Origin of the sequence: Streptomyces sp. NPDC048462 (assembly GCF_043200175.1) — a bacterium.
Taxonomy (GTDB): Bacteria; Actinomycetota; Actinomycetes; order Streptomycetales; family Streptomycetaceae; genus Streptomyces.
The window spans coordinates 1-12,951 of the sequence record NZ_JBICXG010000007.1 but is presented as its reverse complement, the minus strand read 5'-3'; the positions used below and the strand labels follow the sequence as shown (position 1 = coordinate 12,951).

At 72.2% G+C, this 12,951-nt stretch carries 11 protein-coding genes; 5 read left to right on the top strand and 6 right to left on the bottom strand.

Annotated elements, in window-relative coordinates; translation table 11 throughout:
- Positions 1-31 precede the first annotated feature (31 nt).
- On the top strand, positions 32-346 hold the full coding sequence (locus ACGFU6_RS14440; RefSeq protein ID WP_393610839.1) for an L-rhamnose mutarotase: 315 nt from the start codon (positions 32-34) through the stop codon (positions 344-346).
- A gap of 202 nt (positions 347-548) precedes the next feature.
- Complete coding sequence (locus ACGFU6_RS14435) at positions 549-1,703, top strand: hypothetical protein (RefSeq protein ID WP_393610837.1); 1,155 nt, start codon at positions 549-551, stop codon at positions 1,701-1,703.
- 285 nt (positions 1,704-1,988) lie between these two features.
- Here ACGFU6_RS14435 and ACGFU6_RS14430 read toward each other — a convergent pair whose 3' ends face one another.
- The gene (locus tag ACGFU6_RS14430) at positions 1,989-2,783 is read right to left on the bottom strand and encodes an SDR family oxidoreductase (RefSeq protein WP_393610835.1); all 795 of its coding nucleotides are present in this window, start codon (positions 2,781-2,783) and stop codon (positions 1,989-1,991) included.
- Positions 2,784-2,928: 145 nt separating this feature from the next.
- Here ACGFU6_RS14430 and ACGFU6_RS14425 point away from each other — a divergent pair, with 145 nt between their 5' ends.
- On the top strand, positions 2,929-3,813 hold the full coding sequence (locus ACGFU6_RS14425) for a helix-turn-helix transcriptional regulator (protein ID WP_393610833.1): 885 nt from the start codon (positions 2,929-2,931) through the stop codon (positions 3,811-3,813).
- On the opposite strand, the gene ACGFU6_RS14420 is transcribed toward ACGFU6_RS14425, so the two are convergent.
- The 4 genes from ACGFU6_RS14420 to ACGFU6_RS14405 all read right to left on the bottom strand — a co-directional run bounded on the left by ACGFU6_RS14420 (position 3,797) and on the right by ACGFU6_RS14405 (position 9,752).
- A complete protein-coding gene (locus ACGFU6_RS14420; RefSeq protein ID WP_393610831.1) occupies positions 3,797-4,348 on the bottom strand; it encodes a DUF1772 domain-containing protein in 552 nt (183 codons plus the stop codon). The two genes, ACGFU6_RS14425 and ACGFU6_RS14420, sit on opposite strands and share 17 nt — an antisense overlap.
- 106 nt (positions 4,349-4,454) lie before the next feature.
- Complete coding sequence (locus ACGFU6_RS14415; RefSeq protein ID WP_393610830.1) at positions 4,455-6,080, bottom strand: von Willebrand factor type A domain-containing protein; 1,626 nt, start codon at positions 6,078-6,080, stop codon at positions 4,455-4,457.
- Between the two features lie 133 nt (positions 6,081-6,213).
- A complete protein-coding gene (locus tag ACGFU6_RS14410) occupies positions 6,214-7,092 on the bottom strand; it encodes an ABC transporter permease (protein ID WP_393610828.1) in 879 nt (292 codons plus the stop codon).
- Complete coding sequence (locus ACGFU6_RS14405) at positions 7,089-9,752, bottom strand: alpha/beta fold hydrolase (RefSeq protein WP_393610826.1); 2,664 nt, start codon at positions 9,750-9,752, stop codon at positions 7,089-7,091. The genes ACGFU6_RS14410 and ACGFU6_RS14405 overlap by 4 nt, the downstream gene beginning before the upstream one ends.
- Before the next feature lie 338 nt (positions 9,753-10,090).
- On the opposite strand from ACGFU6_RS14405, the gene ACGFU6_RS14400 reads away from it, so the two are divergent.
- Positions 10,091-11,023: a hypothetical protein gene (locus ACGFU6_RS14400; RefSeq protein WP_393610824.1), complete on the top strand. Its 933-nt coding sequence runs from the start codon at positions 10,091-10,093 to the stop codon at positions 11,021-11,023.
- Positions 11,024-11,066: 43 nt separating this feature from the next.
- On the opposite strand, the gene ACGFU6_RS14395 is transcribed toward ACGFU6_RS14400, so the two are convergent.
- The gene (locus ACGFU6_RS14395; RefSeq protein ID WP_393610823.1) at positions 11,067-11,681 is read right to left on the bottom strand and encodes a DUF4291 domain-containing protein; all 615 of its coding nucleotides are present in this window, start codon (positions 11,679-11,681) and stop codon (positions 11,067-11,069) included.
- Positions 11,682-12,026: 345 nt separating this feature from the next.
- Between ACGFU6_RS14395 and ACGFU6_RS14390 the strand changes: the two genes are divergently transcribed.
- Positions 12,027-12,827, top strand: a complete 801-nt coding sequence (locus ACGFU6_RS14390) for a CPBP family intramembrane glutamic endopeptidase (protein WP_393610821.1) — start codon at positions 12,027-12,029, stop codon at positions 12,825-12,827.
- Positions 12,828-12,951 lie beyond the last annotated feature (124 nt).

The window sequence follows — 12,951 nt, the reverse complement described above, 5'->3', positions numbered from 1 at the left end:
GCCACTTCACAGGAATGAGGGAGGCCTTGCCGTGCAGCGTGTCTGCTTCCTGCTGAACGTACGCGAGGACCGGATCGACGAGTACCGCGCGCGGCATGCCGCGGTCTGGCCCGACATGCTCGACGCGCTGTCCGGGGCGGGCTGGCACAACTACTCGCTCTTCCTGCGCGAGGACGGGCTGCTGGTCGGCTATCTGGAGACGGAGGACTTCGACGCGGCGCGCGAGGCGATGGCCGCCACCGAGGTGAACGAGCGGTGGCAGCGGGACATGGCGGACTACTTCGAGCAGTCGGAGACGGCGGACGACGCGATGGTGCCGCTCGCCGAGGTCTTCCACCTGGCGTGAGACCGCGGCGGGCCCGGATTCCCCAGGGGATCCGGGCCCGCCGTCTGTCCGGACAAGCCCGGTCACCGATGTCCGTACCATCACCCTTCGGAACTTTGTTCACCCATTACGGAACGCGGCGTAGGATCCGGGCGAATCGATACCGGAAACACCGCGACGGGGCGGTGCGCATCACCGGGCCCACGGGCCCGAAGGGGGAACCGTGGCACACAGAGGCAATCCGGTGCGGCTGAGACGTGCGACCTGGTGGTGCCGCGTCACCGGAACCGCGGCACTGGTGACGGGGGCCGTCACGGCACTGTCCCTGCTCTTCCCGACCCCGGACAACGCGCTGCTGGGCGACAGTTCGGCTCTCTACGCGGGCCTGACGGTGCTGCTCAGCGTTCTGTGGTGGGCCGGCGCGGCGCTCGCCCCGCCGCTGACTGCCCCGCCGCTGCCGCACGGCACGGGCTTCGTCCCCGTCCCGGCCCAGCTGCCCCGCCGCCGGCTGACCCGGGCGACGCTCATGCCCTCGCTGTTCATGGCCGTGTTCCCGCTCGTCGTGGTGCGCACGATCGGCGCCCACGCGGGGCCGCTGGACCCGGTGATGCCGCTGCTCATCGCGGTCGCCGCGCTGCTCTCGCTGCTGCTGCTGCGCGGTTGGGTGTCCGGCCTGACCAGCGGGCCGGCCCACTCCGGGCCGGCCGAGCTGCGCCGGGACGCCGCCGCCGGTGAAGTCGCGGCCCGCCGGGTACGGGTGGGGCCGGCCGTCTGGGTCGGCGAGGGCGACGGGCGCTGGAGCGCGTCGCGCCGGCTGATGGTGGTGGCCGAGGACCGGCAGATCGCGTTGCGGACCCCGGACGAGGAGAGCCCGCAGTTCCCCTGGCTGGACCTGGAGTCGGCCGCTGTCCTGGAGGGCCGGGAGGGGTGGCTGTGCTGGGCGGCCGCCGGTGGTTCCTGGGGCGATCCGGTGGAGCAGATGGGCGCCGCGCTGGTCACCGATGACGGTTACGTGGTCTGGGGGTCCACCGACCGCCACGCCGCCGAGGCGGCGTACGCGCCGGAGCACGCCTTCCCCACGGCACCCCGGCGCGTCCGCCGCGCTCCGCGCGCTTCCCTCTACCGCCCGGATGTGCACGGCTACGCGCTGGCCATGGCCGCGGTGACCCTCATCGCCCTCGTCCTCGCCGAACGCGGCCCGGGACCGGACGCGTTGTCCTGGTGCCTGGCCCTGATAGGCGCGTTCACCGGCGTCCGGGGGGTGTACGGGTACACCTGGCGGCTCGCCTACCAGCCGGGTCCTGGCTGGGCGCCCCCGGAGTCCGGCGGGCGGCGCGGACGCCGGGGCCCCGGGCGGGCAGCGGCCGACAGGAGCTAGTGCCGCGGCAGCCAAGGTTTGCCCGTCAAGGAGCGGCGTCAGGTGCGTGCTCTCGGCGTGCCGGCCGGAAGCCCTTGTACTGGATGTACTTGGGTTTTCGGCCGGTGCGGCGAGAGTGCGTGCCGGGCGTCGCGACGGGGCGGACCTTGGCTGCCGCGGCACTAGTACCTCTCGTCCGGGTCAGGCGGCTCCCGTCCGGATCCAGCGGCTTCGTAGGTCCGGCGGACGTTACGGAAGCCCCCCGCCCGCAGGTCCTCGTCACTGATCCAGAAACCGAGTCCGGCACTACGCGGTTGTGGCGATGCCCCCGTCGACGGGGATGACGGCGCCGGTCAGGTACGCACCTGCCCGGCCGGCGAGGAACACGGCGACACCCGCCATGTCGTCGTCGCGGCCGATCCGGCGCAGTGGGGCCGCCGCCGCGATCGCCTCGCCGAGCTCATCGAGGGTCGCAGCCATCATCGAGGACGGGAACGGTCCCGGCGCCACGGCGTTCACGCTGACGTGCTGCGGTCCCAGTTCCTTGGCGAGCACTCGGGTGAGCTGATGCAGTGCGGCCTTGCTGCTGGAGTAGGAGTAGTTGGGCCGCTGGGGGATGTGGATGGCGGCGATGCTGCCGATGTTGATGACCCGCGCGGGATCGTCGACGGTGCCCGCCCTGCGAAGTGCGGGCAGCAGCGCCTGGACCAGCCAGAACGGCGACTTCAGGTTGAGGTCGACGACCGTGTCCCAGGCCGCGTCCGGGAACGTCTCCAGCGGCTCGTCCCACATGGCGCCCGCGTTGTTGACGAGGATGTCTAGGCGCTCCGAGCCTGCGGCGACGAGGCCGGACAGCCGCCGGCACTCGTCGTGGCGGGACAGGTCGGCGGGGATGGCCCGCACTTCACCGAACGCGGACAGCTGTTCCCGCGCCCGGGCGCACGCTTCCGCGTCGCGTGAGCTGATGACCACGCGGGCGCCCGCCTGGAGAAGCCCACGCGCGATCATCATCCCGATGCCTCTGGTGCCACCGGTGACCAGTGCGCGCTTTCCGCTCAGATCGAAGAGTTCCGTATGCGATGTGAATCGGTTGTCTACCACTTGACGCCTTGCTGGTCGGTGTGAGCGTGCTCCGCCTTGCTGTGTCCCTGCATGGAACCCGTGTTCGTGCGCGGGTGGGAGTCACGGCTCTTCCGGGTAACGGCAGTACCTCCCAGCACATCGCCGCACGACCTACGGTGGTGATGTGACCGACAGCAGGAGGCATGAGCGGGCCGATGAGGTGAGGGAGTTCCTCAGCACCCGCCGCGCCCGCATCACGCCCCAGCGGGCCGGGCTGCCCGTCTTCGGTGGCAATCGGCGCGTGACCGGGTTGCGCCGGGAGGAGGTGGCGCTGCTGGCCCGGATGAGCGTCGACTACTACATCCGCCTCGAACGCGGGAACCTGCGGGGCGCCTCGGACTCGGTGCTGGACTCCCTGTCCCAGGCACTTCAGCTCGACGACGCCGAGCGGGCCCACCTCTACGGCCTGGCCCGCGCGGCCACCGCGTCGGAGCGTCGGCCACCTACTGCGACGGGGCGGATCCGACCGGTGGTGCTGCGGGTGCTCGACGCGATGACCGACCAGCCCGCCTACATCCGCAACGGGCGGTTCGACATCCTCGCCGCCAACTCGCTCGGCCAGGCGCTGTACGCCCCGGTCTACGATTCCCCGTTGTTCGCGCAGCGCGGTCCGGTCAACACCGCGCGGTTCCTGTTCCTCGATCCTGGTTCTGCCGACTTCTGGCCCGAGCGGGACAAGGCCGCCAACGACTCGGTCGCCCTGCTGCGCACCGAGACCGGCCGCTCGCCGCAGGACAAGGGCCTGATGGACCTGATCGGCGAGCTCTGCACGAAGAGCGAGGAGTTCGCCCGGCGCTGGGCTCGGCACGACGTGCGGTTCCACCACTCCGGCGTGAAGCAACTCCGCCACCCGCTCGTCGGGGACCTGGCCCTGCCCTACGAAGCGCTCGACCTGCCCGCTGACCCCGGGCTCCGTATCACCGTCTACTCGCCCGAGCCCGGCTCACCCGAACGCCAGGCACTCGATCTTCTGGCCGGCTGGGTCCCGGGCCCTAGTTGGCGGCGATGATCAGCAGGATGAACGCGGCGAGCGAGAGCGCTGTCCGGATCTGGTGAAGGATGTTCCAGCGGGCCTCGAACGCGGTACGGGCCGCGCTGTCGGCCCTCTCGCCGACCTCTCCGGCCTCTTCGCCCTCGCCCGGTGCCGCTGCGGCCGGTGCCGACACCGAGGCGGGCGCCGCGACCGGCTCGGAGAGCGGTTCGGACACCGATTCCGCTACGGCGAGCGCCTTGTTGAGCGGGATGTTGCCCGCGATCGTGACCACGTGGGAGAGGACGGCGCAGGCCAGCGCCCCGGCCACCAGCGGCCATCCCCAACCGCTGTTCCCGGTGGCGAGCGTGGCGACGGGGAAGGCGATCACGCCGAGGAACACGATCAGGAACCCGGGTCCGGGGACCTTCTCGTTGAAGCGGCGCATCGCGGCCGTGAATCCGTCGTCCGGCAGGACCGCGAGGCCGGGCATCACGACGACCAGGAACGTCAGCAGGAAGCCCGCGTACAGGCCGTTCGTGATCACGGCGAGAGCGAGGAACAGGGAGGCCATGGGCTCATCATGGCCCAGCGCCCCCGGCCGCACAGCCGGAATTCGCATGAACGTGCGACCGAGGGTGCTCCGCCTGGGCTGGGGCCTGTCGTCGAGTTCGCCCCCGTCAGTCCATCTCGCCCTCTCCCGTAGCCGCGCCGGTGTCGCCCCGGCCGACCCTGAGCCGGTCCGCGGCGCTGATCGCGGCCGCCAGCTTCGACACGGAGTCGTCCTCCGTCTCCTCGGCCAGCGTCTTTGCCCTGGAAGCGAGTTCACCGAGGCCGGGCGCGCCCGGCAGTTCGCCGCCGCGCAGGCTCTCCGCGAAGTAGGCCGCCAACGCGGTCACTTGGAACCGGGTGCTGCGACCGCCCCAGAGCCGTCCCCCGAGCGCCCCGGTCTCCGCCTCGCCCGTCTCCTCGTGCGCGGCACGGCTCTCGGGGTCCAGCCAGCGGACCGTGGCGGTGGCCACGTGGCCCGAGGCACCGTCCCGCAGGCGCACGGCGTAGAGCGCGGTCACCGTGTGCCCGGGGCCGACCTCGCCGCCGTCCACCCGGTCGTCGCGGAAGTCGTCGTCGGCCACCTTGCGGTCCTCGTAGCCGATCAGCTTGAACTTCTCGACGGTCTTCGGGTCGAAGGCCACCTGTGCCTTCGCGTCGCGCGCCGTCAGTTCGAGGTGCGCGGGGAGCTGGTCGACGAAGACCTTGCGGGCCTGCTCCTCGTCGGCGATGTACGTCGTGTGGCCGTCGCCCTTGTCGGTGAGCCGTTCCATCAGCGCGTCGCCGTAGTCGCTGCCGACCCCGACCCCGAAGAGGGTGATGCCGTACTCGCGGCGGGCGGAGCCGATCCGTTCGAGGATCGCGTCGGCGTCGGTCTCACCGGTGTTGGCCAGCGCGTCCGAGAGCAGGACGACCCGGTTGTTGGCGCCCTCGCGGTGGCCGTCCACCGCCTCCTCGTAACCGCGCCGGACGCCTGCCTCCACGTTGGTGGAGTCGGTGGCCTCCATGGAGTCGACCGCGTCGTGGATCTTCCCCCGGTGGTCGCGCAGCCGGGTCATCGGCAGCAGCGTCTCCGCCTTGTCGCTGAAGGTGACCAGGGAGACGGAGTCGTCGTCGCGCAGTTCGTCGGTGAGGGTGGCAAGGGAACTCTTCACCAGGCCGAGCCGGTCGGCCGACTGCATCGAGCCGGAGATGTCGACGACGAAGGTGAGGGCGGCGGGCGGCCGTTCGGCGGTACTCGGTGCGGCTCTGGTCGCCAGACCGACCCGGACCAGCGACCAGTCGCCGCCCCCGGCGCCGGCCCGTGCCCCGTCGACGGAGACGCTGAAGCCGTCGCCCTTCGGGCGCCGGTAGCCCTGGCGGAAGCTGTTCACGAACTCCTCGGGGCGTACGGTCCCGGGCTCGGGCAGGCTGCCGTCGGCGAGCGTGCGGCGCGCGTATCCGTAGGAGGCGGTGTCCACGTCCAGGGCGAAGGTGGACAGGTAGTCAGGCGCCACGGACTTCTCCGGCCCGACTGCCTTCTTCGCTCCGTCCGTCTCCTTCGCCCCGTCCGCCTCACGCGCGCCGCTGTCCGCACCGCCCTTCGCGCCGTTCCCGGTGGCGGCCGGGGCGGGCGCTCCTCGGCGGTCCTCGGTGGAACTCTTGGTTCCGCTTCCCTCCCCCGAGCAGCCCGTCAGCAGCACCCCGCCTGCCAGGAGCAGCCCCATCGCCCCTCGGTACATCCGTTTCCCGCTGTGCGCGCGTGTCCGGTATGCCATCCCCGTACCCCCTGCTCCGTCGTGTCCCCATGTGTGGATATGACGTGCGAGCGGGGTGCGGGGAGCCGGTGAGCAGGTTGCGGATGGATCTCGATGCGGCAACGTCCAGGGCGAGTTCGGCGGAGCGCCGGGCTCAGGAAACGATGTCCTTGCGGCTGAATCCTCGGAAGGCGAGGGCGAAGAGGACCAGGGCGTACGCGACCGAGACCGAGGCGCCCTTCACCATGCCGGCCCACTCCAGCTCGGGCTGGAGCGCGTCCGCCCAGGCGAACTGCCAGTGCGCGGGCAGGAAGTCGCGCCAGGAGCCGAGCGCGGTGACGGCGTCCAGCACGTTGCCGACGATGGTGAGCCCGACCGCGCCGCCGACCGCGCCCAGCGGGGCGTCCGTCCTGGTCGACAGCCAGAACGCCAGTCCGGCGGTGACGAGCTGCGAGACGAAGACGAACGCGACGACGAGCGCGAGCCGGGGCACGGTGTCCCCGGTGGCGAGCGCGCCGCCGGTGGGCAGTTCGAGCGGCCCCCAGCCGTACGCGGCGGCTCCCGCGGCCAGCGCGACGAGCGGCAGCAGCACCATCGCGGCCAGGCTGAAGCCGAGCGCCACGACGAGCTTGCTCCACAGCAGCCGCGCCCGGGGCACGGGCGCGGCCAGCAGATAGCGCAGCGAGGACCAGCCGGCCTCCGAGGCGACGGTGTCCCCGCAGAACAGTGCGACCGGGACCACGAGCAGGAAGCCGGCCGAGACGAACAGGCACGTCGCGGCGAAGTTCGCGGCGGACGCGGTCGCGGTGTCCATCAGGGTGAGCCGGCTGCCGCCCCCGGGCCCGCCGTCCGGGGTGCCGCCGATCGCGAACGCGATGATCAGGATGAACGGCAGGGCGGCCAGCACTCCGCCCATGAGCATGGTGCGTCGCCTGCGCAGCTGCCTGGCGGCCTCCACGCGCAGCGGGAGGGTGTGCCGGGCCCGGTATCCGGGCGCCTGGGGGGCCTCGGTGACTTCGGCTGCGGTACTCATGCGGAGCCTCCGGAGATCAGGGTGAGGAACGCGTCCTCCAGGCGGCGGTGCGGCCCGACGCCGGTCAACGGGACGTCGAGGCGGACCAGTTCCGCGATCAGTTGCGAGGACGTCGCCCCGTCGAGCCGGACCAGGAGTCCGTGCCCGTCGTCGGTGCGGACGGCGGAGCCGATGCCGGGGAGCGCGGCGGTCTTCTCCACGACGGGTTCGGTGAGCTTCTCCGCCGCGGTGACGAGGAGCATGTCGCCGGAGCCGGTGATCTCGGCGACCGGGCCCGCCTGGACGAGCCGGCCTCGGTCCATGACCACCAGGTGGGTGCAGGACTGTTCGACCTCGGACAGGAGGTGGCTGGAGACGATGACGGTCCGGCCGCCGGCCGCGTACCGGATCATCACGTCGCGCATCTCGCGGATCTGGGGCGGGTCGAGGCCGTTGGTCGGCTCGTCGAGGATGAGGAGGTCCGGCATGCCCAGCATGGCCTGGGCGATGGCGAGCCGCTGCCGCATGCCCTGCGAGTACGTGCGGACCGCGCGGGCCAGCGCGTCACCGAGCCCGGCGATCTCCAGGGCCTCGTCGATGTACGAGTCGGCGGCGGGCCGCCCGGTGGCCTGCCAGTACAGCTCCAGGTTGGCGCGGCCGGACAGGTGCGGCAGGAATCCGGCGCCCTCGACGAAGGCGCCGACCCGGGACAGGACGGGCGCTCCCGGGCGGATGGCCCGCCCGAAGACCCGGATCTCCCCGTCGTCCGGGGTGATGAGCCCCATGAGCATGCGCAGCGTGGTGGTCTTCCCCGCGCCGTTGGGCCCGAGCAGCCCGAGCACCTGGCCCTTCTCGACCCGGAAGGACAGCTCGCGGACGGCGTACCTGTCGGCGGACCTGGCGTACTTCTTCGACAGGCCGGTGATCTGGAGCGGTACGTCGGTGAGCGCGGGGTCGGGCGCGGGGGTCGTGGTCCGGCGCCGCATGGTGAGCAGCAGGGCGGCGGCGATCAGGACGGCGGCGGCCGGGAGCGCCCAGGTCCACCGGGGCAGGCCGGCGGCCGCGGTCGTGAGGCCGGGCGCGGTGGGGATGGTGAGGGGGCCGTCGACGGAGACGGTGTACGTGGTCGGCGCGGCCGGGGAGGCGTAGCCGAGGTCGGTGGCGGCCAGGACGAGCCGGAGCCGGTGGCCGGAGTCGAATTCGTGGTCGACGGCGGGCAGGTTCAGGGTGAGGGGCCTGCCCTGCTGGCCGGGGGTGATCCGGTAGGGCGCGACGAGCTGTGAGGGCAGTGCCTGCTGCTTGCCGTCCGGCGATACGTCGTACACCTTGCCGAACAGCACCGCGTCGCCCTTGGCCGCCTTCACGTTCACGCTGACCGTCGGTGATCCGGTGACCCGGCGCGCGGTCTTGAGCGGGGCGGATTCGAAGCGGGCGTGCTGCCCGGGGAAGTCGACGGAGAGCCCCCCGCCGAAGTTGGACAGCTGGGCGAGGCCGCCGCCGAGGCCGGGGACGGCGGAGATGGCGGGCGGGGATGCTCCGGCCGGGTTGTTGAACGTCTGCGCCCCGCCGCGCAGCTCGACCTGCTCCCCGCCGCTGTGCAGCCCGGGGTAGGTGTCGCCGCTCGCGCCGCGGGTGAGGGCGGCCGCCCCGTCGGTGGAGTCGATGCCACCGGTCCGGGTGACGCGGAACGCCGGTCCGGTGTCGGTGCCCTTGTCGTCCTTCAGATAGCGGTCGAACCAGCTGGTGACCCGCTGCCGTACCCGCTGGGACTCCTTGTCGCCGCCGTCGTGCCCGCCGGCCACCCAGTCGACGGAGACGGGCGCGCCGTTCGCCTTGATGGCCTTCGCCATGGCGTCGGCCTCGCCGAGCGGGAAGAGGGAGTCGGCCTGTCCCTGCATGATCAGCGCGGGCACCTTGATGCGGTCGGCCACGGCGCTCGGCGACCGTTCGGTGAGCAGTGCGCGGGCGGCCGCGTCCGGCTTCCCGCTGACGGCGACCCGCTGGTACATCTCGCAGAGCTGCTTGTCGAGGTTGTCGCAGCCGCCGCCGGTGGTCAGGAAGATCCCGGCCCAGAGCTTCTTGAACACCCCGTCGGGGAACAGCGCGTCCGCGAGGTTCCAGTACGTCATCTCCGGGGCGATGGCGTCGACGCGCCGGTCGTACCCGGCGGCGAGGAGCGAGATCGCTCCGCCGTAGGAGGCGCCGGTGACCCCGACCCTCGGGTCGCCCGTGGCGTCCAGCTGTACCTCGGGCCGTCCGGCCAGCCAGTCGATCAGCCGGGAGACGTCCTTCACCTCGGCGTCGGGCGCGTTGAGGGAGGTCTTCCCGCCGGACTTGCCGAAGCCGCGGGCGGACCAGGTCAGCACGGCGTATCCGTCGCGGGCCAGTTGCTGCGCCTGGGAGCGGGAGTCGTCCTTGGTGCGGCCGTAGCCGTGGCCGATGAGCACGGCGGGCCGTCGCTGCGAGCCGCCGGTGGTGAAGTACGAGGTGTCGATGGACACCCCGTCGATGCGCATCATCCGGTCCTGCCGGTGCACGGCCGGCGCGCTGTCGTCGGCCACGGCGGTCCAGGTGCCCGCACCGGCCAGCACGACGAGTGCGGCGATGCCGGCGGCCCACCGGCCGCGGCTGCGGGGCAGCAGGCGCCGCCACCGGGGCGTACGCGCGTGAGGGGTCTCCATGTGTCGAGCCTAAGCGGGACGCCACCGGGTCCGAGCAGCCCCCAGGGGGAGGTGCCCGGCCTCCTCAGGAGGTACGGAGCTCCGCGGGCGTACTCCGCCTGCGGTATGCCCGCCGGGCGGACCCGCCTCATTCGCTCACGCCTCCACCGGAAGGTTTTCGAATCCAAGGCCAACTTGACCAATCCGCAGCGCCGTTGGAATCGAACGAAGAGGTGGGGAGGGATGACCGGGCCAGGTTTCCGGTCTGCGCCGCGCGTGCGCGGCACGTACCCCGGCGAACGGATCAACCTGTCGGCACGAGGCCGGACAGGCCGAACCGCGAGGGGCCAGGGGTGGGCATGCGCAGAGAACCGGTGCACCAGGACATGAGAGGCGACACGGCAGTTCGGGAGGAGAGTGACGCGCGCGGCGGTGCCGAGCTCGTCGGAGAGAGACCGGACCCGGCCCCCGCCGGTATATGGGACGACCTGGCCGCGGCTTTCGGTGCAGCGGCACCGGACGTCCCCTGCTCCGGTGACCGCGCCGCCGTCCCACCAGCGGCCGACGCGACCGGAGGCGTCGGGCCCCTCGCGCGCGACACCGAGCCGACCGTGCGCAGCAGCGGTCAGGTCGCGCACAGCAGCGGTCCGGTCTTCGTCGACGCGTCCGGGCGTCGCAGCCGCACCTGGCGCCGCGCCGGCGTGATCACGGCACTCGTCTGCTCCTGCTACGCCACCACTGTGGTCGCCACTCTGATCGGCGGCGACTCCAGCGCGCCCTTCCTCGAACTGCCCCGTGCGATGGGCATGACACGCGAGAAGGCACCGTCTCCGTCCCCGGAGGCGGTCGGTGGCGTGTCGGACGCCGCACCCCAGGACGGGGTGACGCAGATACCGTACGGAGAATGGCCGAAGGCCACCGGGTGGACGCCCGAGCCCGACGCGACAACGTCCAGCGGCTCCGCCGGTATTGCGGTCCAGCCCTCCGCCGAAGGCAGGCCCTCCGCCCTTCCCGGTGCGAACGCGCCCACCGCGGCACGCGGGGAGAATCCGGCCGTCACACCCATGCCTCCCAAGGCGGCCGGCCCCTCCGCACCGCCCACCGCCGACACTCCGGCCGGCGCCGAGCAGAGCGCGCCGCCCAGGACCGGTGGCGCGGCCTCCGGGTCCGCCACCGCACCGGCCGGCGGCGGCGGCCCCAAGGAAGAGGCGCCTTCCGGCGACGGAACACCGGAAGGCGGACCGCTCAGCCGGATCGTCGGTGGGCTGCTCGGCGCGCTGCTGGGGTCCTGACAGCGGCATCCGGCGGACCGGACCCGGATGCGGGCGGGCGGGGTCAGCCGGCCGACGGGAGCGCGGCCGGGGAAAGTCCGTAGGACGGGGCGGGGTACGGCGTCTCCCCCGGCAGCAGCCGGGCCGCCTCGTCGTCCCGGCCCGCCCGAGCCAGCTCGTGGATCTCCCGGGCCAGCGGGGTGACGTCGCGGACGGACACCGTCCACTCGTCCGCGTAGCGCCGCGCCGCCTCACCCGCGAGGCCGAGCTGGAGCGAGCGGTACGGGAGCCGGTTCAGGTGCAGATCGCGCTCGGGGTCCCACTGGACGCGCGCCGGGGCACTGCGCAGGGTGCGCTGCCAGGCGGCGTGGTCGGGGTGCACGCCCTGTTCGTAGTGCGAGAGTTCGGCGTTGGAGAGCGCCCAGTCGAAGCCCTCGCGGGTGATCTCGACAGCCAGGACGGTCTCCTGGCCCTCCTTCGTGGCCCAGCCGCAGCGGTACATCATCCACAGGAAACTCGGCTTTATCCACGTCATGCGATCCCGCTTCCAGGCGGACGGGAAGCATCCGTCGCGGGCGGCGGGGAGGCCAAGGGCGGGCGGGTAGGCCTGGTAGACGGTGACGGTCGTGTCGGTGTGGAGTGCGCGGATCTCACGCTGCGGCGGGGTCGGTGCGGTCATCGCCTCATCACAGCACCCTCCGTGCGGCCGCAGCCAACGGATATCCGTATCGCCTGGACCGCCGCGCAGGCTCCGGGGCGTGTTCCCGCGCGAACAGCGCCTGCGGGCCGACTGGTCCGGCATCCCCCGAACGCACCTGGTCGCTCGTGCCACGGAGTCCGACACCCGGTCACTGACCATCCCGGGCCGCCGGTGGGCCGCGACCGGCTTCGGTCCACTCCTGCAGGACCATCGGACGGTCCGCAACATTTGTTCTATTCTGTATGAGATTCTCATGGGAAGTGGCAGTACCCATGGCTGCGTGAGAACCGGTGAGGTTCTTCTCTGCCGGACGAAGGAGAACCAGTGCGGGACACGACGGACTCGATACGGGACGGCCGGCCGGGGCGCGAGCTGTCATGGCCGTGGTTCCTGGTGGTGGTGGTCGTGTACGTGGGCATCATTCAGGGCCTGGGACAGCTGACCGGGGTGGACACCAGCTACTCCGACAGTCAGTTCCCCACCACCGAATCCCTGGTGCGCAACGCGTTGATCCCGATCGGTGCGTCGATCGTGTTCGCCGCGGCCGTGGTCACCTGGCTCGGCTGGTGGGGCGAGGTCCTGCACTACCGGGCCCCCGTGCGGCGCTGGGTTCGCTGGGTGCCGATCTCGATGCTCGTGGTCGCTCTGGTGGGTCTGAACTACGGCCACCTCGCCGACCAGAGTGTCTCCCTGGTGGTCTGCCTGCTCCTGCTGGGGCTGTTCGTCGGGGTCGGTGAGGAACTCATGTTCCGAGGCATCGGGGTGCACGTCTTCCACCGGGCCGGACTCACGGAGGGGAAGGTCGCCCTCTACTCCTCGCTCGTCTTCGGGCTCGTCCACGTCAGCAACGCGTTCGGGGAAGGAACCCAGGCCATCTTCCAGGCCCTCATCGTCTCCACCTCGGGCTACTTCTTCTACCTGTGCCTCCGTGCCGGCGGCGTCATCCTGCTGCCGATGCTGGTGCACGGGCTCTGGGACACCAGCCTGGTGTCCAACCTCGTCGGCGACGAGCCCCAGGCGTCCGTGGGCATGGTCCTCATCATCCTCCTCCAGGTCGCCCTCATCGTCGTGCTGCTCGTCAGACGCCGCAGGATCGAGCCCGTGGCCCCGGCCGTCCCGGCCTGACCCCGCACCGACGGCTGACCCGGACACGGCTGAAGGGCCGCTCCCCCCGGGGGGGGGCCCGCAGCCCCCGGCGGGGGGGCCCCCGGCCGGCCCGGGGTGGGTGGGGCGGCCCCCGGCACCCCGC

What these genes read in the sequence shown, in the direction of transcription:
- ACGFU6_RS14415 (WP_393610830.1), bottom strand. Translation starts at nt 6,080, where the DNA reads ATGGCATACCGGACACGCGCGCACAGCGGGAAACGGATGTACCGAGGG.
- ACGFU6_RS14410 (WP_393610828.1), bottom strand. Translation starts at nt 7,092, where the DNA reads ATGAGTACCGCAGCCGAAGTCACCGAGGCCCCCCAGGCGCCCGGATAC.
- ACGFU6_RS14420 (WP_393610831.1), bottom strand. Translation starts at nt 4,348, where the DNA reads ATGGCCTCCCTGTTCCTCGCTCTCGCCGTGATCACGAACGGCCTGTAC.
- ACGFU6_RS14405 (WP_393610826.1), bottom strand. Translation starts at nt 9,752, where the DNA reads ATGGAGACCCCTCACGCGCGTACGCCCCGGTGGCGGCGCCTGCTGCCC.
- ACGFU6_RS14395 (WP_393610823.1), bottom strand. Translation starts at nt 11,681, where the DNA reads ATGACCGCACCGACCCCGCCGCAGCGTGAGATCCGCGCACTCCACACC.
- ACGFU6_RS14400 (WP_393610824.1), top strand. Translation starts at nt 10,091, where the DNA reads ATGCGCAGAGAACCGGTGCACCAGGACATGAGAGGCGACACGGCAGTT.